21 protein-coding genes are annotated in these 26,379 nt (G+C 44.8%); 15 read left to right on the plus strand and 6 right to left on the minus strand.

All coding sequences use genetic code 11. The features are described from left to right. Positions 1 to 37: 37 nt before the first annotated feature. Positions 38 to 1,513, minus strand: a complete 1,476-nt coding sequence (locus tag MHI32_RS12050) for an aminotransferase class I/II-fold pyridoxal phosphate-dependent enzyme (RefSeq protein WP_036686120.1) — start codon at positions 1,511 to 1,513, stop codon at positions 38 to 40. A 97-nt stretch (positions 1,514 to 1,610) separates the two neighbouring features. Here MHI32_RS12050 and MHI32_RS12055 point away from each other — a divergent pair, with 97 nt between their 5' ends. The 4 genes from MHI32_RS12055 to MHI32_RS12070 all read left to right on the plus strand — a co-directional run bounded on the left by MHI32_RS12055 (position 1,611) and on the right by MHI32_RS12070 (position 6,242). After that, positions 1,611 to 2,900 (plus strand): MFS transporter, encoded by a 1,290-nt coding sequence (locus MHI32_RS12055; RefSeq protein WP_076183344.1) that lies wholly within the window; start codon positions 1,611 to 1,613, stop codon positions 2,898 to 2,900. Between the two features lie 377 nt (positions 2,901 to 3,277). Beyond that, positions 3,278 to 3,874, plus strand: coding sequence for a hypothetical protein (locus tag MHI32_RS12060; protein ID WP_036686566.1), 597 nt, complete (start codon positions 3,278 to 3,280; stop codon positions 3,872 to 3,874). A gap of 259 nt (positions 3,875 to 4,133) precedes the next feature. Further along, complete coding sequence (gene gndA, locus MHI32_RS12065) at positions 4,134 to 5,549, plus strand: NADP-dependent phosphogluconate dehydrogenase (RefSeq protein ID WP_038570246.1); 1,416 nt, start codon at positions 4,134 to 4,136, stop codon at positions 5,547 to 5,549. Between the two features lie 144 nt (positions 5,550 to 5,693). After that, positions 5,694 to 6,242, plus strand: coding sequence for a shikimate kinase (locus MHI32_RS12070; protein WP_235219530.1), 549 nt, complete (start codon positions 5,694 to 5,696; stop codon positions 6,240 to 6,242). A 4-nt stretch (positions 6,243 to 6,246) separates the two neighbouring features. On the opposite strand, the gene MHI32_RS12075 is transcribed toward MHI32_RS12070, so the two are convergent. Then, positions 6,247 to 6,552 carry a rhodanese-like domain-containing protein gene (locus MHI32_RS12075; RefSeq protein ID WP_036686126.1) on the minus strand — a complete coding sequence of 102 codons (306 nt, stop codon included), beginning with the start codon at positions 6,550 to 6,552 and terminating at the stop codon, positions 6,247 to 6,249. A 110-nt stretch (positions 6,553 to 6,662) separates the two neighbouring features. On the opposite strand from MHI32_RS12075, the gene aroA reads away from it, so the two are divergent. The 7 genes from aroA (at position 6,663) to MHI32_RS12110 (ending at position 16,498) form a co-directional block, all read left to right on the plus strand. Further along, positions 6,663 to 7,955 carry a 3-phosphoshikimate 1-carboxyvinyltransferase gene (gene aroA, locus MHI32_RS12080; RefSeq protein WP_340012424.1) on the plus strand — a complete coding sequence of 431 codons (1,293 nt, stop codon included), beginning with the start codon at positions 6,663 to 6,665 and terminating at the stop codon, positions 7,953 to 7,955. Positions 7,956 to 8,030: 75 nt separating this feature from the next. After that, complete coding sequence (locus tag MHI32_RS12085) at positions 8,031 to 8,465, plus strand: CoA-binding protein (protein ID WP_076129119.1); 435 nt, start codon at positions 8,031 to 8,033, stop codon at positions 8,463 to 8,465. Between the two features lie 399 nt (positions 8,466 to 8,864). Then, a complete protein-coding gene (locus tag MHI32_RS12090) occupies positions 8,865 to 9,533 on the plus strand; it encodes a hypothetical protein (RefSeq protein WP_076183350.1) in 669 nt (222 codons plus the stop codon). A gap of 1,208 nt (positions 9,534 to 10,741) precedes the next feature. Beyond that, positions 10,742 to 12,628 (plus strand): glucose PTS transporter subunit IIA, encoded by a 1,887-nt coding sequence (locus MHI32_RS12095; protein WP_036686132.1) that lies wholly within the window; start codon positions 10,742 to 10,744, stop codon positions 12,626 to 12,628. Further along, complete coding sequence (ptsP, locus tag MHI32_RS12100) at positions 12,625 to 14,394, plus strand: phosphoenolpyruvate--protein phosphotransferase (protein WP_076220453.1); 1,770 nt, start codon at positions 12,625 to 12,627, stop codon at positions 14,392 to 14,394. The genes MHI32_RS12095 and ptsP overlap by 4 nt, the downstream gene beginning before the upstream one ends. A gap of 180 nt (positions 14,395 to 14,574) precedes the next feature. Then, complete coding sequence (locus MHI32_RS12105; protein WP_094902125.1) at positions 14,575 to 15,105, plus strand: sigma-70 family RNA polymerase sigma factor; 531 nt, start codon at positions 14,575 to 14,577, stop codon at positions 15,103 to 15,105. Next, positions 15,098 to 16,498, plus strand: coding sequence for a DUF4179 domain-containing protein (locus MHI32_RS12110; protein ID WP_340012425.1), 1,401 nt, complete (start codon positions 15,098 to 15,100; stop codon positions 16,496 to 16,498). Before MHI32_RS12105 ends, MHI32_RS12110 begins: the two co-directional genes overlap by 8 nt. A 91-nt stretch (positions 16,499 to 16,589) precedes the next feature. Here MHI32_RS12110 and MHI32_RS12115 read toward each other — a convergent pair whose 3' ends face one another. Next, complete coding sequence (locus MHI32_RS12115; RefSeq protein WP_076189861.1) at positions 16,590 to 17,114, minus strand: type 1 glutamine amidotransferase domain-containing protein; 525 nt, start codon at positions 17,112 to 17,114, stop codon at positions 16,590 to 16,592. A gap of 209 nt (positions 17,115 to 17,323) precedes the next feature. Between MHI32_RS12115 and MHI32_RS12120 the strand changes: the two genes are divergently transcribed. From MHI32_RS12120 to MHI32_RS12130, 3 genes are all read left to right on the plus strand, one after another. Further along, complete coding sequence (locus MHI32_RS12120) at positions 17,324 to 17,788, plus strand: hypothetical protein (protein ID WP_076129122.1); 465 nt, start codon at positions 17,324 to 17,326, stop codon at positions 17,786 to 17,788. A 252-nt stretch (positions 17,789 to 18,040) separates the two neighbouring features. Then, the gene (gene ccpA / locus MHI32_RS12125) at positions 18,041 to 19,051 is read left to right on the plus strand and encodes a catabolite control protein A (protein WP_036686140.1); all 1,011 of its coding nucleotides are present in this window, start codon (positions 18,041 to 18,043) and stop codon (positions 19,049 to 19,051) included. Between the two features lie 92 nt (positions 19,052 to 19,143). Beyond that, the gene (locus tag MHI32_RS12130; RefSeq protein WP_076183358.1) at positions 19,144 to 19,839 is read left to right on the plus strand and encodes a 5'-methylthioadenosine/adenosylhomocysteine nucleosidase; all 696 of its coding nucleotides are present in this window, start codon (positions 19,144 to 19,146) and stop codon (positions 19,837 to 19,839) included. Between the two features lie 3 nt (positions 19,840 to 19,842). On the opposite strand, the gene MHI32_RS12135 is transcribed toward MHI32_RS12130, so the two are convergent. After that, complete coding sequence (locus MHI32_RS12135) at positions 19,843 to 20,475, minus strand: GNAT family N-acetyltransferase (RefSeq protein WP_076303480.1); 633 nt, start codon at positions 20,473 to 20,475, stop codon at positions 19,843 to 19,845. Between the two features lie 159 nt (positions 20,476 to 20,634). Here MHI32_RS12135 and acsA point away from each other — a divergent pair, with 159 nt between their 5' ends. Continuing rightward, a complete protein-coding gene (acsA, locus tag MHI32_RS12140; protein ID WP_340012426.1) occupies positions 20,635 to 22,359 on the plus strand; it encodes an acetate--CoA ligase in 1,725 nt (574 codons plus the stop codon). 83 nt (positions 22,360 to 22,442) lie between these two features. Here the strand turns inward: acsA and MHI32_RS12145 are convergent, their stop codons facing one another. Together MHI32_RS12145 and rpsD are read right to left on the minus strand one after the other, a co-directional pair. After that, the gene (locus MHI32_RS12145; protein ID WP_076189866.1) at positions 22,443 to 25,358 is read right to left on the minus strand and encodes a transglycosylase domain-containing protein; all 2,916 of its coding nucleotides are present in this window, start codon (positions 25,356 to 25,358) and stop codon (positions 22,443 to 22,445) included. 244 nt (positions 25,359 to 25,602) lie between these two features. Beyond that, positions 25,603 to 26,202: a 30S ribosomal protein S4 gene (rpsD, locus tag MHI32_RS12150; protein ID WP_036686147.1), complete on the minus strand. Its 600-nt coding sequence runs from the start codon at positions 26,200 to 26,202 to the stop codon at positions 25,603 to 25,605. Positions 26,203 to 26,379 lie beyond the last annotated feature (177 nt).

The raw sequence follows: 26,379 nt of genomic DNA on the forward strand, positions 1-26,379 counted from the left end.
TATAAATGATTTAAGTTTTTAAGGAAAAAGATAGATCTTAGGATATAGGATCGGCTTCAACAATCACCTTAACATTAGTGATGCTGCGGTCCTCAGGCCCTTTAACCGGCAGGCCGATTTCGACGTGGTCGATAATGTAGTCGATATTATCCTGAGTAATGACTTCGCCAGGGAGGAGAATCGGTATCCCCGGTGGATATACATAGATAAACTCTGCAATGATGTATCCAGCAGATTCGCGGAACGGAACTAACTGAGTGTCAGCATAAAAAGCATCTCTTGGAATTAAAGCAAGCTGCGGGATTTCTGGAACCTGAACCTTCAGTTCATAGATTTCACCCTTGCTATAATGGATAGCGGATAGCACCCGTAAAGCAGCTAATAATTTATCTACTGATTCTTGAGTATCACCTGGGGTAATAAGGCAAAGAATATTATACATGTCACTCAGTTCAACTTCGATGTTGTATTTCTCACGCAGCCAGTTTTCGGTTTCGTAACCAGTGATCCCTAAATGGCGAACGTGAATGTTAAGTTTGGTTGGATCTAGATCGAAAGTTGCTTCTGTTCCAAGTATTTCTTTACCAAAGCTGTACAAGCCTTCGATAGTGTTAATGGTCTCGCGTGCGTAGTTGGACAATTGGATGGTTCTTTCCGCCATTTCATGTCCGTTCAGCGCGAGATTGCGTCTAGATGTATCGAGAGACGCTAATAAAATATATGAGGTTGATGTTGTAGTCAGCATGCTCATAATGGTCTGCACCCGTTGTGGGTTAATCAGCCCAGTCTTCGCATTTAGATTCAGTACCGAGCTTTGCGTCATGGAACCACCAAGCTTATGCACACTAGTGGCAGCTATGTCCGCACCAGCCTGCATGGCCGACACCGGCAGATCCTCATGAAAATGAATCAGTACTCCATGTGCCTCGTCCACCAGAACGGGTACCCCGTAACGGTGAGCCAGGTCGACAATCGAACGCAGGTCGGCACATACGCCGAAGTACGTTGGATTGATAACTAGAACTCCTTTAGCGTCTGGATGACGCTTTAACGCTCGTTCCAGCGCACTGGTGGTTATGCCGTGATCTATCCCGAGATTCTCATCCTGTACAGGCGAGACGAACACAGGCTTGGCTCCGGAGAAGATAATGGCCGACATTACGGATTTATGAATGTTACGCGGCACAATTATTTTTTCACCCGGTGAGCAGACAGAGAGGATCATCGTCATGATGGCATTGCTCGTGCCCTGTACGCTAAAATACGTATAGTCGGCGCCGAAAGCCTTCGCAGCCAGCTTTTGAGCCTCCTGGATTACGCCAGTTGGCTGATGTAGATCATCAAGCGGTGCGATGTTGATTAGATCTATGGATAGAGCGTTATCGCCGATAAACTCACGGAATTCGGCATCGGTTCCTAGCCCCTTCTTATGCCCGGGAATATGAAATTGAACTGGATTGCCGGCGGCATGCTTTTTTAGAGCTGTGAAGAGGGGAGTACGGTGTTGATTCATTTAATGCTGTCACAACCTTTCGCGAATAGTTAATTTTTAAGGCAAGCATCAGTATAACAAAACAATCTTCAGAATACTAGGATTTGGATGTGATAGAATGTCCACGAAAGCTGAACAACGGATGAATATTAGTTTAGCATCACCATTTATTGTTGAGATGTGGGTAATTATTTTTTTAGTTGAATTTGTTAAAGGTTCGCTGCTTGTTGCTTTATTGCCAGTGTATATGGAGAATATACTGGGGCTGTCGGTGACAGTAGTGGGATTCGCTTTTGCCCTACAGTATTTGGGGGACAACGTCTTCCGCAGCCCTTCAGGCTGGGTTATGGAGCGCATAGGGTTCCGCTGGACGATGACAAGTGCATTGCTGCTGATTCTAGTAGCCATTGGTTTGATCATCTATGCCAAAACGGCCGTTGCGTTATCCATCGCCTGTCTCATTCTTGGGATCGGGACCTCACCGCTTTGGCCATGTGTGATGACCGGGATTACCGAGCTGGCCGGATCAACCAAAAGCGGCAGCAGTGGTGCGGCCATGGGCGCTGTTGAGATGGCTTCTCTCGCAGGAACAGGAATCGGTCCAATTGTTGTGAATTTTTTAATGGATCAGGGTGGACAAAGCTATCACGTAGCTTTTCTAGTCTTGTTAGGTTGTGCTGCCGCTGTAGTTGTAGTAGCCCTTTTCTTACCTAAACGAATCTCTTCTAGCGGGTCTCATGCTGTCGTGAGGGACATGCATGGACTTGGCGGAGCAATGGAGCGTAAAAAGCTTAGTCCGTTAGAAAGTATAAAAAGAACGCTGCATCAGGTGAGAACTACCCTGAAAGTCAGCAGATGGCTGTACCCGGCGTTGTTCCTACAGGCCTTCGCCATTGGCTTGATGACACCTGTAGTTACCTTGTTTGCACGTACAGAGCTGCATGTTAGTCCCAATCAATTCAGTTTGCTCCTCATTGCAGGGGGAGGGATTACAGTTCTTGCACTTATTCCCGCAGGTAAGCTGGTGGACCGTATAGGGACAACGGTGTTTCTGAATATAGGTTTTTTGTTAGCTGCCTTTTCGCTGGCCTTTTTCTCTCAGGTTCGCTGGCTGCCACTTGCCTTTATCGCGGTTGCGCTGGTCGGTATAAGCTACGCGCTTATCCTCCCGGCATGGAATGCCTTTCTGGCTAAGCAAGTTCCTAAGGGGGAACGAGGGACGGTCTGGGGGCTGTTCTTGACACTCCAAGGCTCAGGAATGGTAGCGGGGCCAGTATTGTCAGGTAGATTATGGGATCATGTAGGACATGGTGTCCCATTCCTGGCAAGTGCTATTGTAATGTTGCTGCTCTTCGGGCTGCATCTGCTTATCGTGCATAGAACGAAACAGAAATTTAAGACTAGCTGAGGAAAAAAAGCCGCTGATAACCGGAGAATGATCCGGTAAATCAGCGGCTTTTTAGAAAATTAGAAGGATATACGATATAACGGAAGTAAGTTTCGAAGGTCTTCTGTATGACACTGTGCAGCTGAAGGACTAGAACGTTTATGCTCCAAAAGGACTAAAAGGCATTAAAATTCTCGATCAGCGTTTGGAGAAAGGCTGTTGCGGGTAAAAATAGTCAATAAACCAAGTTACCGCTACATAAACTGAAGTATAAAATAAGATTAAGACGAACGCAAAAAGGAAGTTAACTCAAGAAGAGGTCCGGCAGCCATGATTACTCTGGAATTGAACTAATGAAGGTTGGCTTTACAGATGTGAAGCTGTTAGGGGGGAGTGCCGTGAACAAAAACGACGAGGTGGAGTATTGTAACCTGGAACTGCGGTTCGACAGACAGCATATCCAGGACCTGATCAAGGATTTGATTCAAGAAGGTTATTCCCTATATTGGAGCGAGAATGAACAGGTCTTTGTGATTTCGGTCCGTACGGGTCGTAAGTTAGTGAAATTGCGGTTTCAAAGGATTAAAGACGGCTATAAGCTTGTGGGCGATTATATGATCCGTGATGCTCGCTTGTCAGAGTGGATGGAGAAGTTAATTGGGGATATGCGCGGGCATGCAATCGTTAAACGTTTCCGGGATCGGCAGATTATTATTGAAAATATTTTGTTTGGCGAAGTGATTCGCCTAGTTGAAATTTCTGGTTATCAGCAGCGTGTGTTATATCAGAAGGGACCTATGCTCACAGATGAGGAGCTGACAAGACTCTTTTATTCTATTGAAGGGGAAGAACGGGTTCGCCAGCGGAGAATTGAAGTGGATGAACAGTTGGATCGGTTAAATGATGCACTAAAAGCTGGAGATACGGTTCGCGCGGACAAATGTCGAGCTGAGCTTGCCTTTTTGACCAAGGAATTGTTTATGTTAGAATGGTAAGCAAGTGCCGCAAATGTTCTTTCAAGGCACCCCGTTCATCGGGGTGTCTTATATTTGTATTGGAACTTGCAGACAGGGGTTCACTTCTGACGTTAAAAACGTTAAAATAGTCATTGTGATCATTTCTTAGACTGAATTTGTCAATGAAATTGATCTCTATTCGCAGGGCAGGCTTTGCTGTCTCTGATAAAGGGTGGTATTCTTATACTGCGAGAAATGGATTTCACAAAAATATAGGGTGCAAAGGGTGGAGGACCAGATGGCAAAACAACAAATCGGCGTTATTGGCTTGGCGGTAATGGGCAAGAATTTGGCTCTAAATATCGAAAGCAAAGGTTTTTCCGTATCCGTATTCAACCGCTCCCCGGAGAAGACACATGATCTTCTTGCTGAAGCGGAAGGTAAAAACCTCGTAGGCACATTTTCCGTTGAGGAATTTGTAGCTTCGCTGGAAACACCGCGCAAAATTCTGATCATGGTTCAAGCTGGTAAAGCTACTGATGCTACCATCGAACAACTGCTGCCGCATCTTGATCAAGGCGACATCATTATCGACGGAGGGAATGCTTACTTCCCTGATACAGTTCGTCGTAGTAAAGAGCTGGAAGAAAAAGGTTTCCGCTTTATCGGTACTGGAGTTTCCGGTGGTGAAGAAGGTGCTCTTAAAGGTCCTTCGATTATGCCAGGTGGTCAAGAAAGTGCGTATAAACTTGTAGAGCCTATCCTAACGGCAATCTCAGCCAAAGTGGACGGAGAGCCTTGCTGTACATATATCGGACCTGACGGTGCAGGACACTATGTTAAAATGGTGCACAACGGTATCGAATATGGTGATATGCAATTGATCTGTGAAGCTTATCAGTTGTTGAAAGATGTTCTAGGTCTGGATGCAAAAGAACTTCACAATATTTTCAAAGAGTGGAACAGCGGCGAGCTCGACAGCTACCTGATCGAGATCACTACTGATATCTTTGCTCAATATGACGAAGAAACCGGCAAACCTATGGTTGACGTTATCCTTGATTCTGCTGGCCAAAAGGGTACTGGTAAATGGACAAGCCAAAGCTCACTAGATCTTGGTGTACCTCTGTCCATGATTACCGAATCCGTATTCTCCCGCTTCCTGTCTGCTATGAAGGATGAGCGCGTAGAAGCAAGCAAAGTGCTTAACGGACCAGAAGCAACAACATTTGAAGGCGACAAAGCCGAATTCATCGAGAACGTGCGTAAAGCATTGTTCGCGAGCAAAATCGTATCCTACGCGCAAGGTTTCGCTCAACTTCGCGTAGCTTCCGACGAATATGGTTGGGATCTGAAATATGGCGAGCTGGCTAAAATCTGGCGCGGCGGCTGCATTATCCGTTCCCGTTTCCTACAAAATATCACAGATGCTTATGAGAACAATGCAGAGCTTAAGAATCTGCTTCTTGATCCTTTCTTTAAGAATGTTATGGACAATTACCAATCTGCATGGCGTAAAGTCATTGCTTCTGCGGTAACTTTGGGTGTTCCAGTTCCTGGATTCTCCAGCGCATTGGCTTACTATGACAGCTACCGCACAGAACGTTTGCCTGCTAACTTGCTTCAGGCTCAACGTGATTACTTTGGCGCTCACACCTTCAAACGTGTGGACAAAGAAGGCGTCTTCCACCACAACTGGATGGCAGCGGAATAATCTAATTGACTGTATGACAAGCGGCCCGGACGGCTTCACCAGAAATGGGGAGCCTTTCGGGTCTTTTTTTACTGGAAGAAGCGGATTGTCTAATGTTTTGACCCTGTGTTATGATATGACAAATATCGCGGTTGGAGGATAGTCATGGCTGGGGATACAGAAGAACTAAAAACGATGAGTCAGGAAGATAAGAACAAAAACATTATTTTAGTAGGGATGATGGCGACTGGTAAGTCAACTGTTGGTGCTATTTTGGCCGAGGAGCTGGGCTATGAGCTGGTTGATTTGGATCATGTCATTATTGAGACTGAAGGCAGAAGCATTGCAGAAATCTTCGCAGAAGATGGTGAGGAATACTTTCGAAGCGTAGAAACTGCGGTTCTAAAGCAAATGCTAGAGTCTGAGAATAAATTAATATCCACTGGTGGAGGCGCGGTATTGGCGCCGGGGAATACAGCCTTAATGCTGAGTAAAGGGCATGTAGTTGCGCTAACGGCAACTGAGGAAGAGATTATTGCACGTGTTAGCGGGGATGAGAATCGTCCGCTGCTCGCCGGCAATGCAGAAGAACGGGTCAGACGAATCATGGAAGATCGCCAGGATGCATACCTATTCGCGCATTACACGGTCGATACAACGGGACTGACTGCGGCAGAAGTGTCGCAACATATTTTAATGCATTACCGCGGTTGAGCTTTTAAGAGAGTGTCTCATTCCATTCAATCATACCGCCGCTGAGGTTCGCAGCGTTATAACCAAATTGCTGTAGATATTCGCAGACACGTTGGCTGCGGGCACCGGAACGGCAAATGAAGATCACTTTGGCATCGCTTGGAATATCCTCAGTACGGTGCGGAATTTCTCCCATAGGGATATGTTGTGCACCGGGAATCATCCCAAAGGCCACCTCTTCGTCTTCGCGAACATCGATGAGTACAAGGTCTTCACCTGTCTCTATACACTGCCGTAATTCTTGCGGTGTGATTTGTGGTACATTATGCATGGGTTTGACCTCTTTTCATCAGAAGAATGGTTTAATGATAACACAAGAACAGAATACCCTGTCAAACGAGCATTACATACCAACTACATCTACTAAGGAGAGTTTATATTATGGACGTTATTATTAGGCCAACGCCATCTCTGCAAGGAGAATTTGGAGCCCTCTCTTCCAAAAACTATACGACACGTTATCTGCTGGTTGCGGCATTGTCTGAAGGAGTAAGTACGATTTATCATCCTGCACATAGTGAGGATAGCGACGCGATCCGCCGCTGCATAGCAGATTTGGGTGCTATGCTTACAGAAGATGAGGAAAAGATTGTGATTCAAGGCTTCGGACGTCACCCAAAAGACGTTAAAGAACTTAATGTAGGAAATGCCGGAGCAGTACTGCGTTTTCTTATGGCTGTGGCCGCGTTAAGTCCTGAGGTTACTTTTGTAAATACGTATCCAGACTCATTGGGCAAACGTCCGCATGACGACTTGATTGTGTCGTTGGAACAGCTAGGTGTTCAGGTGGAGCATAATGAAGGGAAACTGCCGATCACGATCCGTGGGGGTAAACCGGTTGGAGGCAGAATTACTGTCTCTGGTGCAGTAAGCTCCCAGTTCTTAAGTGCTCTACTGTTTCTGACACCATTGCTTGAAGAAGATAGTGAAATTATTGTCCTCGATGATTTGAAATCGAAGGTTGTCGTGGGCCAGACCTTGGAAGTGTTGGAGCAGGCAGGTATTGTGGTGCACGCCGCGGATGATTACATGTCCTTTAAAGTTCCAGGTCGTCAAGCTTATGCAGCTAAATCATATACTGTTCAAGGTGACTACCCAGGCTCTGCGGCAATCCTTGCGGCGGCTGCCGTTACAAAGTCGGATGTGAAAATTCACCGTCTTGCAGAACAAAGTAAACAAGGTGAAAGAGCCATTGTTGATGTACTGCGGATGATGGAAGTTCCTCTTACACATGAAGAGGGTACAGTACATGTCCAAGGGAACGGTATCCTAAAAGCTGTTGAATTCGATGGAGATGCTGCAACAGATGCGGTACTGGCCATGGTGGCTGCTGCAGTATTTGCAGAAGGTACCTCCCGATTCTACAATGTTGAGAATTTGCGCTATAAGGAATGTGATCGCATTACCGATTACTTGGCAGAGTTAACCCGTGCCGGAGCCAAGGTAGAAGAACGCCGCGATGAGATTATTGTTCACGGCATGCCCGAAGGTGTCGAAGGCGGAGTCACCATTAATGCGCATTATGATCACCGCGTAATTATGGCACTATCCGTAGTAGGCTTGCGTGCGCGTCAACCTCTTTTGATTAAGGATGCACATCATGTGGCAAAATCTTATCCGCAATATTTTGATCACTTGCGTGCGCTTGGTGCGAATGTGGAGTGGGTACAATAGGAATAAGGGAGCTAGCGTATCTAGCTTCAGTTAAACAAGGATCATTAAGTGTAATTATGGAAAGGGGCACTACTTATGAGCTTTGAGAATCCAAGTCGGGAGCAGATCGGAGATATTCTTGCTTCCGCAGGTAACATTGCTGTTGTCGGCTTATCAGACAAAACAGATCGTACCTCTTATATGGTCGCGGGCGCCATGCAAAGCCGGGGATATCGGATCATCCCCGTTAACCCAACGGTGGACGGGGAGATCCTGGGTGAAAAGTGTTATCACACTTTAGCTGAAATTCCAGATCGAGTGGACATCGTCAATGTATTCCGTCGAAGCGAACACTGCGCAAAGGTCGCGCAGGAGGCAGCTGACATTGGCGCACGTGTGCTGTGGCTCCAGCAGGGTATAGTTAGCGCGGAAGCCGCTGAAATTGCCGCTGAGCACGGTATGATCGCCATTATGGACCGCTGCATCAAGGTCGAAGAAGCGATCACAATGCATGGGCGTAGCCGGCAGTAGGTTCGGTTATATAACTGTTAAACAGAACACCGAATTGAGTGTTTGGTGATTTACAGTTATCGTCGACCTACGGACTAACAAAGAACTGACGAAGAACGAACTAACTGGTGAAGAATGAGCAAACTGGTGAAGAACGAACTAACTGGTGAAGAATGAGCAAACTGGCGAGAACGAGCAAAGGTGAAATAAACTAACTAGGTTTAAATTTATGATGCTGTGGCTAATGCAAACTTAGATGATGAAGTTTAGCCAAAATAAGTGGTATTGTGTAACGCATGGTGCGATTTCTAATGCAAATCGCCTGTTGAGCTAGTTATAATGAGATTAGACGAAGAACGTCCTTTAACCGCTTTTTGCGGTGAAGGGCGTTTTTTTATTTTGTAGGGGAGGCTATAGGTTATGGAGTTTGAAGAAGCGCATGGTTTGTTTATCGACCAGCATATGAAATCAAGAACAGGTGAAAGAAGAGGGAGGCTGGTTAGAGGACATAATTTTGCGGAAAAGCTATTTTTGCAGAATGTATGGTGGCCTATGTTTGAGTCCCTAGACGATTTGCATCCAGAATACGAAGTATATGACTGGAATCGCAAATCACAATTTCTGGACTTTGCTTATCTTCCACAGACGGGCAGCAGCTTTGGGATCGAGTGTGATGGATATCAAAGCCATGTGAAAGATATGGACCGCGAGAAATTCAACTATTCAGTAAATCGGGACACTTTTTTGACTGGGATGGGCTGGAGGATGATTCATTTTTCTTTTGATGATATCCAGCAACGTCCCGAGGTCTGCCGGATGCTGTTACAACTGGTGCTGGCGCCTTACTTGGCGCGTAAATCTGCTAGCGTAGCTATTTTATCTGAGGAAAAAGAGGTTCTGCGTTTCGCTTGGCGTCTCGGTAGACCGGTTCGTCCAAAGGATGTGGCCATGCATTTCTGCATTAATTTCCGTACGGCGCGTCGATTGCTGCAATCATTAAGTGAGAAGGGGTTGCTGAAGCCGGTTAATCAGGGAGAAAGAATTCGGTATTATGAGGTGAAGGCTCTCAGACCAGATCAAATGTGGTAAGAAGATCTTTAGGAGGTTGGGAAAGGGAATAAGTGCACTTTATACAACTAAAACGCTAAAATAGCCATCTAAATGCGAAATAGTTGTACTTTGTACATTTAGAACGCATCAAAGATTAGGTTAAGTGGGAAATCACTAAAAATAGTTGTATGAAGTGCAGTTAAAAAGGTGCTCAGAGTAACGTCGATATGAATAGTTGCACAAAGTACACTTAAACTCAGGTGGAATTCCTAACTGTGAGTTTAGGGTGTTGGAGATAGTTAATGGGGGAGAAAAGTTCGATGTTATGAAGCGAATGCTCTGAGACCAGATTAGTTCAGACCAGACCAGACCAGACCAGACCAGACCAGACCAGACCAGACCAAATCAAATCAAATCAGATCAAATCAGACCAGGTATGCTAGGGACATCTATACGATAGCTGCGAAGGGAATAATTGCACTTTATACAACTAAAACGCTAAAATAGCCATCTAAATGCGAAATAGTTGCACTTTGTACACTTAGAACGCATCAAAGATTAGGTTAAGTGGGAAATCACTAAAAATAGTTGTATTAAGTGCAGTTAAAAAGGTGCTCAGAGTAACGTCGATATGAATAGTTGCACAAAGTACACTTAAACTCAGGTGGAATTCCAAACTGTGAGTTTAGGGTGTTGGAGCTAGTTAATGGGGGAGAAAAGTTCGATGTTATGAAGCGAATGCTCTGAGATCAGATCAGTTCAGACCAGACCAGACCAAATCAAATCAAATCAAATCATACCAAATCATACCTGATCTGATCGGACCAGGTATGCTAGGGACATCTATAGGACAGCTGCGCAAGGGAATAATTGCACTTTATACAACTAAATCGCTAAAATAGCCATCTAAATGCGAAATAGTTGTACTTTGTACACTTAAAACGCCTCAAAGATTAGATGAAGTGGAAAATCACTAAAAATAGTTGTATTAAGTGCAGTTAAAAAGGTGCTCAGAGTAACATCGATATAAATAGTTGCACAAAGTACACTTAAACTCGATTCTGACTCTGTAGTATTCATCAGCCTCACGTAAATACCAGCCGTTCTATGGATACTAATGAATAAATGTTTAGTGGAATGTGAGAATATTTGTTTTAAAAATGTAACGTGATGATCTTATGAGTTTCTTTTGACAAAAATCCCCGCAGCGCTTACCATTCAATATAGAAAGAAAGGAGAGGGTAGCCTTGAATTGGCTCGGATCATTGCAGCAATTGGGCAGAGCCATAATGCTTCCTACCATGGTACTGCCGGCGGCAGCCATTTTGCTGAGTTTGGGCAGCTTACCTTGGTCTGCATGGGGACTTTCTTCGGTGTCTGAAGTGGCTACTTACGCGGGGCAGGCAATATTTTATTATATGCCTTATTTGTTCGCTGTAGGTGTAGCATGGGGGTTATCCAATCAAGCCGGAACAGCGGGTCTGGCAGCGCTGGCTGGGATGTTCACTTACGACCGAATTGTCACCCAAATGGGAGACGGGCTTGTACAACCTGCAACACTAATCGGAATTTTGCTGGGGATCGTTGCCGGTGTCGCGCAAAACCGGTTTAAAAATATTAAGCTTCCAGAGGCGATCCAGTTTTTTGGAGGGTCGCGTTTTGTTTTGCTGTTCATGGGCTTGTTTTCTGCCGGGTTCGCATGGGTAATGTTAGGAATATCTCCGCTGCTGCAGATAGGGCTGGATAATCTTTTTCAGGGAATATTGCAGACGGGCGGGTTTGGTGTTTTTATCTATGGGGTCCTATATAGGGTTCTGACCGCTTTTGGACTACATCATATTCTTAATAATGTGTTTTGGTTTCAATTTGGGAATTTTACGACTCCTGATGGCAGTGCTGTGGTTCAGGGGGATTTGCCGCGTTTTTTTGCAGGCGATCCAACGGCGGGGATTTTTATGGCGGGGTTGTTTCCGATTATGATGTTTGCGCTGCCTGCCATTGCTTTTGCAATTATTCAGGAAGCGCGCGAGGATTTGAAGCCCAAGATTAAAAAGACTTTTGTGCGGGCGGCGTTGGTTTGTTTTTTGACCGGGGTTTCGGAGCAGATCGAATTTGCATTTTTATTTGCTTCTCCGTATTTATTCGCGGTACATACTGTAATGTCCGGTCTCGCTATGGTACTGACCTACATGCTGGGAATCCATCACGGGTTCTCCTATTCGGCTGGAGCCATCGATTTCTTCTTGAACATGCATTTGTCACAGAGGGCTTGGCTGCTGATTCCGATTGGTATCGGCTACGGGATTGTATACTATAATTTATTTCGCTGGGCAATTCGCCGTTTTCAAATCCCGACACCGGGGCGTGAAGAAGGTTCAGAGCTTGGGGATTGGGCCGGCAATATCCCTTATCAGGCACCGCTGATCTTAGAGGCGCTTGGAGGCAAGGAGAATATTGTACAAGTGCAGTCCTGTATCACCCGTCTGCGGCTTACCGTTCATAATGACCGATATATAGATACTGGAGCGCTTAAAGGTTTAGGTTCTGCTGGGATTATCAAGCTAGGCGGCGGAAATGTCCAGGTAGTATTTGGCACGTATTCAGAACTGATCCGCGAGGAGATTAATAAGCTTATGCTTCGTGATTTACCGCAGGTGCTGTTCAGTTCGCCAATGCAGGGTAGAATGATGCCCATTGAGGAAGTGCCTGATCACATTTTTGCAGCTAAGCTAGTGGGGGATGGGGTTGCATTTTTGCCGGAAAAAGGGGAACTTACTTCACCCGTATTCGGGAAAGTTATGCACGTCTATCCTACAATGCATGCCGTGGGTATTTCGACGCCGGAAGGGTTGGAAGTACTCATGCATATAGGGATCGACACTTCACAGCTCAAGGGACCCTTTGAGGCGGTTGTAAAAGAAGGCGACAGCGTGGAGCCGGGTCAATTGCTTGTTAAATTCGACCTCGCTTATTTGCGTGAACATGCGGCCTCATTGGCTACACCGATGGTGATCACGAATCCTGATCGAGTCAAATCATGGAGCTATGCTCCATTTAAAAATGTTAAAAAGGGGCAATCATCAGTAATGTCCGTAGTCTTACACGAAAGTAACGTTGGAGGGATTGAAGGATGATACAAGGCATAGGCGCAGCAGCAGGTGTAGCTATCGGGAAGGCCTTTGTCTTGCCGAACTGGGAATGGAGCTTACCGGATACACAAGTGAACCCAGTGGATCTAGCTAAGGAGTTTGAGCGTTTATACGAAGGTATCCGTACCTCTAAGGACGAGATTGAATTCATCAAAAAAGAGTTCAGAGAAGTGGTAGGTCCGGAGGAATCGAGTATTTTTGATGCTCATCTGGCGATCTTAGATGATCCTGTGTTCATGAGTGAAATCCGCGGGATCATTGAGCGCCAGTACAAGGCGGCAGAAGTAGCTGTGAAAGAAGCGATTGATCATTTTGTAGCGATGTTTGATCTGCTAGACGATGAGTACATGAAGGAGCGGGCGGTGGATATCAAGGATGTCGGAAACCGTCTTTTAAAACATCTTTTAGGCGCTCCAGAGGTTACGTTACCATCGGATACACAGCCATATATTCTTGTTGCGAAGGAGTTGTCTCCTTCCCAGCTAGCCCACTTGAATCCAACTTATGTTCTAGGTATTGTCACCATGATGGGCGGTAAAACCTCACATTCCTCCATTATGGCTCGTGCGCTAGGCATTCCTCTTGTAGCAGGCTTGGAGAATAATCTGTCTAATCCTATTCAGACCGGGGACATGCTTGTGATCGACGGTGATACCGGATCTGTACAAATCCATCCAGATGAACTTACGATAAATGAATACGTAGCGATTCGGGATAAACAGCATAAAAAGAAAGAGCAACTGGAACTGCTCGCCACCGTGGAGGCTGTTACCAAGGATGGTGTGAACCTGCGACTTGCCGGCAATATCAGTTCAGTTAAAGAACTCAACATAGCGCTTAAGTATGGAGCTGAAGGCGTAGGCCTGTTCCGCACGGAGTTTCTTTATATGGACCGCAGATCTTTTCCAACTGAGGATGAACAATTTGAAGTGTATAAACAGGTTGTCGAGAAGGTGGGCAATAACACTGTAGTGATTCGTACGCTGGATATTGGCGGGGACAAGCAGTTGGATTATATCCAGCTGCCTGAAGAGCAGAATCCTTTCCTTGGTTACCGGGCGATTCGCATCAGCTTGGACCGATTAGATATGTTCAAAACCCAGCTAAGTGCCATTTTGCGGGCAAGTGCATACGGGAATGTAAAGTTAATGTTTCCAATGATTTCTTCCGTAGAGGAAGTGCAGGCGGCAAAAGTTGTTTTAGAAGAAGTGAAAGCTGAGCTGGAGCAACGAGAGATCCCTTTTAACCGGAATCTTCCTGTGGGTATTATGATTGAAGTTCCGGCGGCGGTTATGATTGCTGATTTACTGGCTGAGGAAGTTGACTTTTTCAGTATCGGCACTAATGATTTGGTTCAATATGTGTTAGCGGTAGACCGTATGAATGAACAAATTGCTCATATGTATCATCCGTACCATCCAGCGGTTCTGCGAATGATCCGTATGACGGTAGAAGCGGCACGTAATGCCAAGATTGATATCAGTGTATGTGGTGAAATGGCGGCGGATGAGCGTTCTTTGCCTCTTTGGCTGGAGCTTGGAATTAGAGAACTCAGCATGTCGCCGCAGGCGCTGCTGAAGGTTAAACACCGCACACTGAACACACTGGCCAAGGATGCCAAAAGAATCGCCAAAGCGTGTTTCCACCATCGTACAAGCTCAGAGACGGAAGAAATGTTAACTGCGTTTGCCCAAAAAAGTGGTCTTACACTTGGATCAAGCGGGGAACTACAGGAGAAAGCCTCATCCTAAAATTACTGTAACTTTTATTCAATTCATATCAAGGTTCGGCATTCTTGCCGAGCCTTTTTCTTTATTTAAGCCATACTTTTTAAAAAAACAAAACCGTTTGCCCTGCGGCGCAGTCAATACATAGAGAGAGTTACACAGAACCGATTTAAGAATAAAGGCAAGGGGGGAGGCGGGCCGAAAATGGATCACATTATAAATGACGAAATGGAAATGGCTGCTACGGATGAAGAGCTGTTTTATGAGCAAGTGGCTGGACAGAAAAGAAAACTTTATAGCATTGCTTACAGCTATTTGCGAAATGAAGCGGATTCGCTGGAGGTTTTGCAGGAGGCCACCTGCCGTGCATGGATTAAACGAAAAAGCTTAAAAGATGCGGAGCGTTTCGCTCCTTGGTTAACACGTATTTTGATTAATTGCTGTAATGATGAGCTGAAGCGCCGAAAGAGGAATACAGTCGCAGAAGCTGCTCGAAGTGATGAGGGGATCATGGAGATGAAAAGTGACCGCAGACTGGACATGGAACAAGCGCTGGATGGAGTGAAACCCAAATATCGCCAAGTGCTGGTGCTCAAATATTACAAGGATATGACCCTTGCCGAGATTGCAGAGGTGCTGGATAAACCCGAGGGCACAGTGAAGACATGGCTGAATAAAGGATTAAAACAACTGCGTGACAAAATGAAGCGGAAGGGGGAGCTATTTTATGGCTGAGTCTGAAGAGAAGCTGCTTAAAGATTATTTTCAGAAAATCGATGCGGAGGCAGAAGAAATTCTGGATGTAAAACTGGACACCGCGATCCGCAAGGGGATGCAGCAAGGGAACCGTTCACGTTTGTCTTTTAGAAAAAAGTACGCTGTTGTTGTATTGGTAGTCTTGGCATTCCCCTTACTTATAATTGTGCCTTGGGCAAATCAGATGATAAATCCCGTACGTGCGCAATTACCTCCAAAAAGCTGGGGTCAGCTTGAAGTGTTTAGACCCGTTATTGCTAATAATCTGACGATTAAATCAGCACTTGATGCGGGGATGATGAAGGAGGTAAATATCTCTTCTCCTGAGGTGGACGGGATAACATGGACTGTTAATGGAATCATTGCAGACCGAAGAGGCATTGCTGTGCTTTATACAATCCAGAACAATACGGATCAGAAGATGCGGCTTTTTGGCTTGTCTTTGAAAAAGACTCCAGAGGATAAATACCACCTTAGTGGATACAGCGGGTTTAGCACTTCTAATGCACAAGAGGTTGGGTCCCCTGGGACGACTCGTATGTATGAGCAAATCGTCTGGGATAAATATCAGGATGAGATACCAGAGGAGTTGAATATCACACTATCGCTTTTTCCAGATGATCTTGGTCAAGTTTTTAATAACAAGGATATAAAAGAAATGGATGTCAAAATTCCACTGGAAGCTGATAACAATTATTTTGAAGGAGAACTCGTTGATCTGAAGGATAGTCTGTCTATCGGCGGACAGAAAATTATAATGGACCAGGTTTATATTGGGCCTACGGGTATTTATATGCGACAAACCTTTGGCAGAGAGAATACAATGAGAATTTTCAGTTTGCTTTCACCTAAGCTTGTCCTCGGAAAAGGGGATCATCAAGAGGAACTAATGTGGGCAAGTGGTTCGAATATTTACCACAATGACAATATGAGACCTGATGATCCAATCAAACTTGAAGTTGAGGGAATCTCTGCTCTAGATCAGTCAGAGGTCGAGCTAGTGATTAACACGGAAACACAGCAGATTTTAAAGGCACCGGATAACTATCTCACGATTTCTAAACGGACCGCGGATGAGGAGAAGGGGATTATATTATTGGACTTATTGATTCCCAAAAAAGTTGAGGAGTTGCATGAAGCAACCGGTTTTGGGATAGATGATAATTTTGTGGATAGTGCTGGAAGCGGACATTGGCTTGTACATGATTCTGAGAGTTATTCTAGATATAGAGAATACCGTGAAGACGCTAAGGGAACTACAATAACTTATTATCTTAACGTAGGCAAAGAAAAGCTGCCTCAACCTTTGACTTTTAGGTTTACAAATTATCCAAATATGATCATGGAGACGGATTCCATGCGGATTAGATAACCATCTGGATTTTAAACGCCTCAAATCAAAAGCCCTGTTCCTCAAATTGTGAGAAACAGGGCTTGTTTGATTTTAACTATATTCCTACTGTTTATTCCCCAGCTAGTGCATCGCAAAAGGCTTTGCCGTATGGCGGAAGATCTGGCGGGCGGCGAGCAGAAATGATATGTCCATCCGTAACCACAGCTTCATCCTTCCAGATGGCTCCGGCATTCTCCATGTCATCACGGATGCCTGGCGTGGAGGTGACGGTTACACCTTCCAGAATTTTAGCAGAAATTAATACCCAGCCTGCATGGCAGATCTGCCCAATCGGTTTTTTAGCCGCATTAAAATCCTGTACAAGCTTTAGAACGGCACTGTATCTACGGATTTTATCAGGAGCCCAGCCGCCTGGAACCAAAATCCCATCATAATCTGCGGCATTAAGCTCGTCCCAGGAGTATTCTGCTTTAGCAGGTACGCCATATTTACCGATGTACGTCTTATCTTTTTCCAGACCTGCCAAGTGAACCTCGGCACCTTCTTCTCTCACCCGATACACGGGATACCAGAGCTCCAAATCTTCAAATTCATCGTCTACGAGTGCTATGACCTTTTTACCGGCTAGTCTCATTTAGTTAAGCTCCTTTCGATTCCCATGATTCTTTCATTATTCTATCAAATTTAAAATATGAAGTCATCTTTAGGGATGTAAATTATAGACAAATTGCCAATTTAATCATTATATGCAATAAAGGAGGGTTTTAATCGAGTGGAGTCGAATATAGAAGTTGAAAAAGTCAAACTTTGTGCGTTATTAATTTTGTGCAAGAGGTGTAGAAGATGTATAAAGATAATTTGATGGAGAAGTTGTGCAGTTGTGGTGGCCTCATGAACTTACATATGCATTCTTTGATTTTTAATACGAAGATGAAGATTACTCATGTTCCTGTCTATACCTGCCCAGAATGCGCTAGTTATGAACCTTTGCAGTTTATTAAAGCAGATCTAGGCAAATTAGTAAAAGAACTCAGTGGAGATGATCCGGGAAAAGATTTTTTGTTTACGGAGAGAAATGAATTGGCCAGTGTATTAAAAGAATCCTTGTCAGAAACTATAATAGGGGGAATATCAGAACTAGAGACGATAATCCGAGAGAGGATTCAGACCCGAGTCGATATGCTTCTCGATATCTATCGTTTAGCTGAGAAGCTGTCAGACCAGCATTGGATGGAAGAAACTAGTCGAAGATTGTCTCAATTAACCTTCCAAATGACTGAAAATGAAGATTATAAAAAAATTGTGTGAAAATAATGAAAATTTTTCACGGAATGTTGGATTTTTCACTCACTTTTTGTTACGATAGATAGAAGTTACATTATTGATGCTCTTGGACAGGTTAACCAGCACTGGTCACAATTTTAATCCAGGGTGACGTTTTCAGCCTTGAAAGAAATTTTGAAAGGAAAATGAAGCGTTATCATTGCACAAATGTACAAAGTGTCGTATCATATTTTTAATTAGTCGAACGATAAAATTTATCGCAATGGAGAGAGTAATTTGACGGTAACCATTTACGATGTAGCTCGAGAAGCAGGCGTATCTATGGCTACGGTATCACGGGTTGTGAATAATAACCCTAACGTGAAACCGCAGACCCGGAAGAAAGTTTTTGAAGCGATTGAACGTTTGGGATATCGTCCCAATGCCGTGGCAAGAGGTCTTGCCAGTAAGAAAACGACAACCGTTGGGGTTGTCATCCCTGATATTTCAAACTCGATTTTTGCAGAAATTGCACGCGGGATTGAAGATATCGCGAACATGTATCATTACAATATCATATTGTGTAACGCGGATAAGCGTAAAGAGAAAGAAATTCGTGTCATTAATACCCTTTTGGAGAAACAGGTCGATGGTCTGCTCTTCATGGGTGGTACAGTAACTGACGAACATATTCAAGCTTTCCAGACTTCTGCAGTTCCGATTGTTCTATGTGCTACACGGGATGAGAAGGGAACTTATCCTTCCGTTGACATCGATCATGAAACCGCTGCTTTTGATGCTGTGAACACATTGATTCGTCACGGTCATCGTGAGATCGCTATGATCAGTGGCACACTGCAGGATCCTGCAAATGGATATGCACGTTTCCATGGTTACAAGAAAGCATTGGAACAGGCAGGAATCGAGTACCAAGAGGATTTGGTACGCATCGGTAACTACCGCTATGAATCTGGTGTAGAAGCAATGAAGTATTTCCTTGGACTCAAGAAGAAACCAACCGCTATTTTTGCGGCAACGGATGAAATGGCTATTGGTGCCATTCACAGTATTCAAGATGAAGGTCTGAAGGTACCGGATGATTTCTCCATCATTAGTGTGGATAATATTCGTATGGCTTCGATGGTTCGTCCTTTGCTGACAACCGTAGCTCAGCCTATGTACGATTTGGGCGCAGTTGCGATGAGACTTTTGACCAAGCTTATGAAGAAAGAAACCGTTGAGAATCCGCGGGTTATCCTGCCTCATGAAACGATTCTCCGCTTGTCGGTTAATCATCTAAATAAGTAATTTAAGAACTGAACAGTTATTCCGTAAAAAGCTCCTTATGGAGCTTTTTATGTTTTTATTTGCTAAATAAATCTTCAAAGGAGGTATTTACTGTGAGTGAAGTCATCGGATTAATCGGAGCTATGGATGAAGAAATCAAGCTGCTTCTAGAGGGTATGGAGGACAAGCGGACAAAAGTTAAAGCAGGTATACAATATTACATAGGAAACATATTAGGAAAATCCGTAGTGCTCTGTAAATCTGGCGTGGGTAAAGTAAATGCAGCAGTTACGACTCAGATTCTAATTGATAATTTTGGCGTATCCCGTGTGCTGTTTACGGGGGTTGCTGGAGCAGTACATCCAGAATTGAATATTGGAGATATTGTTATAGCATCTACATGTGTACAACATGACATGGATGCTACGGGGCTTGGGTTCGCAAGAGGCGAAATTCCTTATCAGGAGACTTCCGTCTTTCAGGCAGACCCTGCGCTAGTACAGCTTGCTGAGAAGGCATGCAATGAGCTAGGTCAAAAGTACTTGATAGGCAAGGTGTTATCTGGTGATCAATTCATTTCTAATGCGGAGATTGTAGCTGAATTAAGAGACCAAATGGATGGAGCTTGTGTGGAAATGGAAGGGGCGGCGGTTGCTCAAGTCTGTCATATGAACGCCACGCCCTTTGTCATCATTCGCTCCATGTCAGATAAGTCTGATGGATCAGCTGAGGTGAATTTCAGGGAATTTACAGTACAATCTTCACAACGCTCCCATTCCATATTAGAATTTATGCTGCAGCATATTTAATGATCAATACATAAAGCGTTGTCTAAAACGTACTCTGTCAAAGGTCTCCTGGGAGGACATGGGCACCTCTTGTCCAATGCGAACCATTAGGCAGTTAGCGGGATGTGAACAAATTTCTGGATCATCCGTAGCATACCAAACCATATTTACGGTTTTCATCAGCCGTTCCATCATTTGGCGATAGGCCCATACGTCCAGCCCACTGCCTTTTAAATCCCAGTGCCAGTAATACTCTGTTGTAAAAACAATACAATTCTCCAATTGCTCCCGCTCAAAAGCAGTAGAAATCAGCAGCCGGCCTAGTCCGGCCCCTCTATAATCATTACTCACCTCTATCGCTCCAAGCTCAATAAGATCCTCCATCCCACCCTGTGACCATAACTCCATTTCATCTGGATAATGGAAGGTCACATAGCCTACTATAACGTCATTCTCTACTGCGGTAATTACACGGCCCTCTGGCAAGCTGGCGATCTCTACGAGCGCCTCTTGCTGCTCTAATGGCCTGCGGAAAGCATCAAGGTCCTGATGCATATGCAGGACTTCAAGTTCCTCGGGAGATCGGGGTCCGCTCACGGTTATCGTTCTACCCATATAGGAGAGAGTATGGGAAATAGGGATTTTGCGATGCTCCATGACAGTGCTCCTTTCAGATCAAAAAAATGGTATGTAAACGCTTGCTATGGTATACTAATTCAGACATAAAAAATTCACATTCATTACATTGACATCATTATTTAAAACATGAGTCTTACCCTTAAAGCTTAAATCAAACGAGTGAGGGAGGCAAGAGTGATGGGTCAAGTCCATAGCGAAATTTTGCCGGGTCGTGTGCAGAGCTCCAATATGTCTGATTATGCGGAGGCAGTAGCCAATTTTGAGTGGGAGGATGTTGAACGTAATTTCTCATGGTATGAAACCGGCAAGGTTAATATGGCCTATGAAGCCGTTGATCGCCATGTGGATGAAGGGCGGGGAACGGCAACGGCCCTACTCTACAGTGACACTGTACGGGAAGAATCCTATACATTTGCCGATCTGCAGGAGCGGTCGAACCGGTTCGGAAATGTATTGCGTAAATATGGCATCGGTAAAGGAGATAGGGTATTTATTTTTATGCCTCGCCAACCGGAACTGTATTTCAGTCTGCTAGGTATTCTCAAAATCGGAGCGATAGCAGGACCCTTATTCGAAGCCTTTATGGAAACAGCGGTTAAGGATCGTTTGGAGGATAGTGGGGCTGTTGCGCTGGTAACTACGCCAGAATTGCTGCATCGGGTCAAGCGAGAAGAGCTTCCTGAGCTGCGTCATATTTTTCTAGTAGGTGGAGCAACTGATATTGAGCAAGGAAACTTAGGATTCGCAGAAGAGATGGCTAACGTTTCTGCTGATCTTAATTTAGAATGGCTTGATTTGGACGATGGCCTTATTATGCATTATACTTCTGGTTCTACAGGTAAGCCCAAAGGCGTTTATCATGTGCATAGAGCAATGATTCAACATTATTATACAGGTAGAGTAGTGCTAGATCTACGTCAAGACGATATATACTGGTGTACGGCAGATCCTGGCTGGGTGACCGGAACTTCATACGGCATATTTGCCCCTTGGTTAAACGGGGTGACCAATGTAGTCAGAGGCGGCCGCTTTAGTCCTCAGGATTGGTATAAGACAATCGAACGGAATAAGGTATCTGTATGGTACAGCGCACCTACAGCTTTTCGTATGTTGATGGGTGCAGGGGAGCACTCTTTACAGGGGATTGATTTAAGCAGTTTGCGCCATGTTCTATCGGTTGGTGAACCGTTAAATCCGGAAGTAGTACGTTGGGGAGATAAATTTTACAATCAGCGTATTCATGATACTTGGTGGATGACTGAAACAGGGGCACAATTGATTTGTAATTATCCGTCAATGGATATCAAACCAGGCTCGATGGGCCGTCCGTTACCGGGGATTGAAGCAGCGATTCTGGATGACCGGGGAAATGTTCTCCCGCCTTTTTCTATGGGGAATCTTGCTATAAAAACTCCATGGCCATCCATGATGAAAACGATATGGAACAATCAGACGAAGTATGAGGAATATTTCCGGATTCCTGGCTGGTACATTTCTGGCGATTCAGCTTATATGGATGACGAAGGATACTTCTGGTTTCAGGGACGAATTGATGATGTCATCAACTCTTCTGGTGAGCGTATTGGTCCATTTGAAGTGGAGAGCAAATTAGTGGAGCATCCGGCAGTGGCAGAAGCGGGTGTAATCGGCAAACCGGATCTTGTGCGGGGGGAGATTATTAAGGCTTTTATCTCGCTTAGAGAAGGTTATACTCCAACTGCTGCCTTGAAAGAGGAGATCGCCGCTTTTGTCAAAGCGGGTCTGTCTGCACATGCTGCCCCGCGGGAAATCGAGTTTAAGGATAAACTTCCGAAGACACGATCAGGTAAAATCATGCGGCGTGTACTGAAGGCATGGGAGCTGCATCTACCGACAGGAGATCTATCCACGATTGAGGATTAGAATGAATTGTAAAAAAACACCGTTCCCGGATGAATTCATGGGAACGGTGTTTTGCTGTGTGAAATTATTTAATGATCTTTGGGTTAACGTGTCCCTGCATTATTACCTGCTGTGGTATTATTACTGCCTCCAGTACTGTTACCTCCGCCGGCTGGTGTTTCCGTCGGTAGTAGCGGGAGAATGTTACCTGGATCCTCAATAACGTCTCCTGGTGTCGTCTCAGGCTCTGTAGGCGCCTCTGTACCAGGTTGTTGATCAGGTGTAGGAGTTGCTTCGGGCGTTGGTGTAATCCCTCCAGCAACGCTGCCAGAAGCCGTCTCATTACCTGCAACATCCACGGCTGTTACATAAAAGGTTGCATTAGCACTTGCAGGTGTACCCGGTGTGAATACCTTGTTCTCATCTGCCATGAGTATAGATTGCTTCTGGAAAGAACCTCCGTTTAATGAACGATATAAGCGGTATCCCACAACATCTGCCGAGCTGCTAGCGGAGAAGCTGATGACCGCTTTACCAGTGCTATAAGAGACGTTAACATTTCCGGGAGCAGCAGGGGAAGCCCCATCGTCCACACGTGGATCAACTTCTGTTGGAAAATCCGTCTTGGCATCGGCTGGCATATAATACTCCAGTGATTTATGATCCTTCATCTTAGGGAAGGCAGCCAGGAGTTCTTTGACTAGTTCCTGTATCGGCTTCTCGCGTTTAACGACGATTTTTTCCTTTAGGAACTCCTCTGGAGTGCCTTCCAACGGGATATAATTGACGCCTTTGTAAGTAATATACTTGGCTTTGGAAATCCCGTCGTCGCTCTCTTTTGGCACATATTTTGTATTAAATATATCCGTTGTGAATTTATCAGTCAGAGATGTTGGCAGTTTGCCGCTATATGCGGAAACTGTCTTTTTGATAATTCCCTCAGGTTGTGCAAATTTGTCTGTGACGAATAGTTCCGGCTGCTTATCAATGACAGCATTCAACACTTTTGCCCATAATGTTTGGGCTTGACGTTTTTGTGTATCTCCCGTAAGGGTGTTGATTTGCTCTTTGTAGCCGACCCACATTCCAAGTGTGACATCAGGAGTGTAGCCCATAAACCATACGTCTCCATAATTCTGGGTAGATCCAGTCTTACCGACAATCGGAATTTCTTTAGAGTGTTTATATTCTCTTTTTACGGTGCTGGCTGTACCCTCTGTAATTACAGTTCGCAGCATATCTGTCATTAGGTAAGCTGTTTGCTTAGAGAATACTTGCTCAGGATTAACCTTGTGCTGATAGATAATTTTGCCCTCTGAATTGACAATTTTCTCAATCATGTAGGCATCATTAAAGGCACCTTGGTTGCCGATAGCGGAATAGGCATTGGTTAACTCTTCTACGGATACTCCGTATTTGAGACCACCTATAACCCCAGTCTGCGCGCTGTAATCATCATCTGTGAGGGTGGTGATCCCCAGCTTTTTAGTAAAGGCCCAAGATTTCTCTATTCCGACCTTTTCATTAAACAGCTTAAGCGCAGGCAAGTTGAGCGATTTGTTAAGTGCGTAACGGGCAGTGACCAGACCTTGATAGCGATTATTGGCATTCTTAGGAATGTGGAATCCTTTTCCGCCGTCTTTTAGAATAATTGGCGCATCATCCACAATCCCGGCAGGCTGAATTAGCCCTGCATCTAAGGCTGGTAAATAAGCTGAAATTGGCTTCATGGTCGATCCGGGCTGACGGATCATTTGGGTAGCATAATTCATCTGCTCAATATTGAAGTCGCGACCCTCAATCATGCCGAGAATGGCTCCGCTTTTGTTGTCGATTAACATGCCAGCCGTTTGTTCCATACCTTTGGTTTTGCTGTCTTTAGTAAAATTATTGCTGTCTTCTGAGACACTATGCATTGCATTGTAAACTTTTTTATCAATGGTTGTGTAGACTCGATAACCGCCGGTCATGAGCTGCTGTCTTGCTTCCTCAAGTAACACGGCATTGTCAGTAGTGCTATTGGCATCCGTTGTGCCATTTTTCTCTTCATTCAATGATAGAAGGATCTCGGATGCTTTACGCTCAGTCTCCATCATCAGGTATGGATAGGTAGCATAGGCTTTTTTGGTGTGCGGCGCCAGAGAACTCTTGATATCAAATTGAAGGGCTTCATCATATTGAGAGGTAGTGATCTTATTCTCCTCAAGCATACGACGAAGTACAAGATGTTGACGGTCCATAGCTCTGTTGAAAGCTTTTTCGTTGAATTCACCTATGCCATTAAATGCAGAATAAGTGGAAGGGAGCTGCGGAAGACCAGCCAAATAAGCTGCTTGAGCCACGTTCAATTTGTCCAGATCGTCTAGACCGAATATCCCTTTGGCTGCTGCTTTAATTCCGAATACATTGTAGCCATTCGAGCCATTGCCGAAAGGAACCTTATTCAGATAAGCCGTTAATATTTCTTGTTTGGTCAAGAAGCGTTCCAATCTAAGAGAAAGTAGAATTTCTTTTACTTTGCGATCTTCTGTCCGATCCAGATTCAGGAATACACGTCTTGCGAGCTGCTGGGTGAGTGTACTGCCTCCGGTCTGAACGGATTCATTGAGAAGCTTTTGTTTGACGGCACGTAAGGTGCCTTTGAAATCCACGCCATTATGCTCATTAAAATTATTGTCCTCTATAGCGAGAACTGCATCGATAATAAGCTGGGGGATATCGTTGAATTCAATGAGCCTTCGGTCTTCTTCTGTCCGAAGCTGGCCGATCGGTGCGCCGTCTCGGAAATAAGCGAATCCGGTGATCGCATTTTGACTGACCTGCTGCTGAATCATTTCTTCGGAGCGAACAGGTTCATCCTTCACAATGGAAGCGACATAGCCTGCTACAGCACCACCGGCAAATAGAACGCCTATTATTCCAAGAATAAACATCCACTTAACTACAGAACCGAACCTGCTTAGGGCGGATCTGCGGGGTGAAGGCTTCTTAGCGTTTTTTTTCTTGTTCTCTTGAGCCATCGACGATAATTCCTCCTTTTAACGGAATTATTATAGCATAAATTGGCGTTTTTGAATGCGCTTCTACCTGATTCTCATGGTCTTAAGATTCGACTTTTGTGCAAAAATTATAAATAAAGTAATTTAGGGTATGATTTGCGGGAGCATAACCTTTTACAAACGGCATGGAATTTAGGATATTGACATAACAAAAAGCCCCCGGATTAATCCGGAGGCTTCGGTCATACCCGCTAAAAGCGAGATATTAACGGTTGTAGAACTCGACGATTTGTTTCTCATCGATATCCTGGGAAAGCTCGGAACGTTCTGGCAAACGAATATATTTACCTTCGAAAGATCCTTCAGCATATTCCAGGTAAGCTGGAAGGTGGTTACGGTTAGCAAGAGCTTCTTTAATGGAAGCCATGCCTTGGCTCTTCTCGCGAAGACCGATAACGTCGCCCAAGCTTACACGGTAAGAAGCGATGTCGACTTTTTTGCCGTTTACAGTTACGTGTCCGTGGGATACCAACTGACGTGCTCCAGCACGGGAGTTAGCAAATCCAAGACGGTAAACTAGGTTGTCCAAGCGGCTTTCAAGCAAGAACATGAAGTTTTCGCCCGCAAGACCTGGAAGTTTTTGTGCTTTAGCGAAGAGAGTACGGAATTGTTTCTCTCCCAAGCCGTACATGTGACGCAGTTTTTGTTTTTCCAAAAGCTGCATTCCGTAGTTACTTACTTTTCTGCGTTGGTTAGCGCCGTGTTGTCCTGGTGGGAAAGGGCGTTTCAGGTCTTTGCCTGTACCGCTAAGGGAAATGCCCAGACGGCGGCTGAGTTTGAATTTAGGTCCGGTGTAACGTGCCATGTTATAGTAGACTCCTTTATATTTGAAATTTCAGGTTAGGGCTCTATTTGCGCCGCATTTCGTATCCGTGATTAGCATTAATGGCTTCCACACTACCAGGGAAGTTCAGCCGCTGCCCTGGCAGTAACGAAATGCGTGAGGGTGACACAACGTTACGCCCAAGTAAGACTTGTTACA

Source organism: Paenibacillus sp. FSL H7-0690, from assembly GCF_037980415.1.
GTDB classification, from domain to species: domain Bacteria; phylum Bacillota; class Bacilli; order Paenibacillales; family Paenibacillaceae; genus Paenibacillus_AQ; species Paenibacillus_AQ odorifer.

Coding starts and splice junctions, on each gene's coding strand:
- MHI32_RS12050 (WP_036686120.1), bottom strand. CDS start 1,513: ATGAATCAACACCGTACTCCCCTCTTCACAGCTCTAAAAAAGCATGCC.
- MHI32_RS12055 (WP_076183344.1), top strand. CDS start 1,611: ATGTCCACGAAAGCTGAACAACGGATGAATATTAGTTTAGCATCACCA.
- gndA (WP_038570246.1), top strand. CDS start 4,134: ATGGCAAAACAACAAATCGGCGTTATTGGCTTGGCGGTAATGGGCAAG.
- MHI32_RS12070 (WP_235219530.1), top strand. CDS start 5,694: ATGGCTGGGGATACAGAAGAACTAAAAACGATGAGTCAGGAAGATAAG.
- MHI32_RS12075 (WP_036686126.1), bottom strand. CDS start 6,552: ATGCATAATGTACCACAAATCACACCGCAAGAATTACGGCAGTGTATA.
- aroA (WP_340012424.1), top strand. CDS start 6,663: ATGGACGTTATTATTAGGCCAACGCCATCTCTGCAAGGAGAATTTGGA.
- MHI32_RS12085 (WP_076129119.1), top strand. CDS start 8,031: ATGAGCTTTGAGAATCCAAGTCGGGAGCAGATCGGAGATATTCTTGCT.
- MHI32_RS12090 (WP_076183350.1), top strand. CDS start 8,865: ATGGAGTTTGAAGAAGCGCATGGTTTGTTTATCGACCAGCATATGAAA.
- ptsP (WP_076220453.1), top strand. CDS start 12,625: ATGATACAAGGCATAGGCGCAGCAGCAGGTGTAGCTATCGGGAAGGCC.
- MHI32_RS12105 (WP_094902125.1), top strand. CDS start 14,575: ATGGATCACATTATAAATGACGAAATGGAAATGGCTGCTACGGATGAA.
- MHI32_RS12110 (WP_340012425.1), top strand. CDS start 15,098: ATGGCTGAGTCTGAAGAGAAGCTGCTTAAAGATTATTTTCAGAAAATC.
- MHI32_RS12115 (WP_076189861.1), bottom strand. CDS start 17,114: ATGAGACTAGCCGGTAAAAAGGTCATAGCACTCGTAGACGATGAATTT.
- MHI32_RS12120 (WP_076129122.1), top strand. CDS start 17,324: ATGTATAAAGATAATTTGATGGAGAAGTTGTGCAGTTGTGGTGGCCTC.
- MHI32_RS12135 (WP_076303480.1), bottom strand. CDS start 20,475: ATGGAGCATCGCAAAATCCCTATTTCCCATACTCTCTCCTATATGGGT.
- acsA (WP_340012426.1), top strand. CDS start 20,635: ATGGGTCAAGTCCATAGCGAAATTTTGCCGGGTCGTGTGCAGAGCTCC.
- MHI32_RS12145 (WP_076189866.1), bottom strand. CDS start 25,358: ATGGCTCAAGAGAACAAGAAAAAAAACGCTAAGAAGCCTTCACCCCGC.
- rpsD (WP_036686147.1), bottom strand. CDS start 26,202: ATGGCACGTTACACCGGACCTAAATTCAAACTCAGCCGCCGTCTGGGC.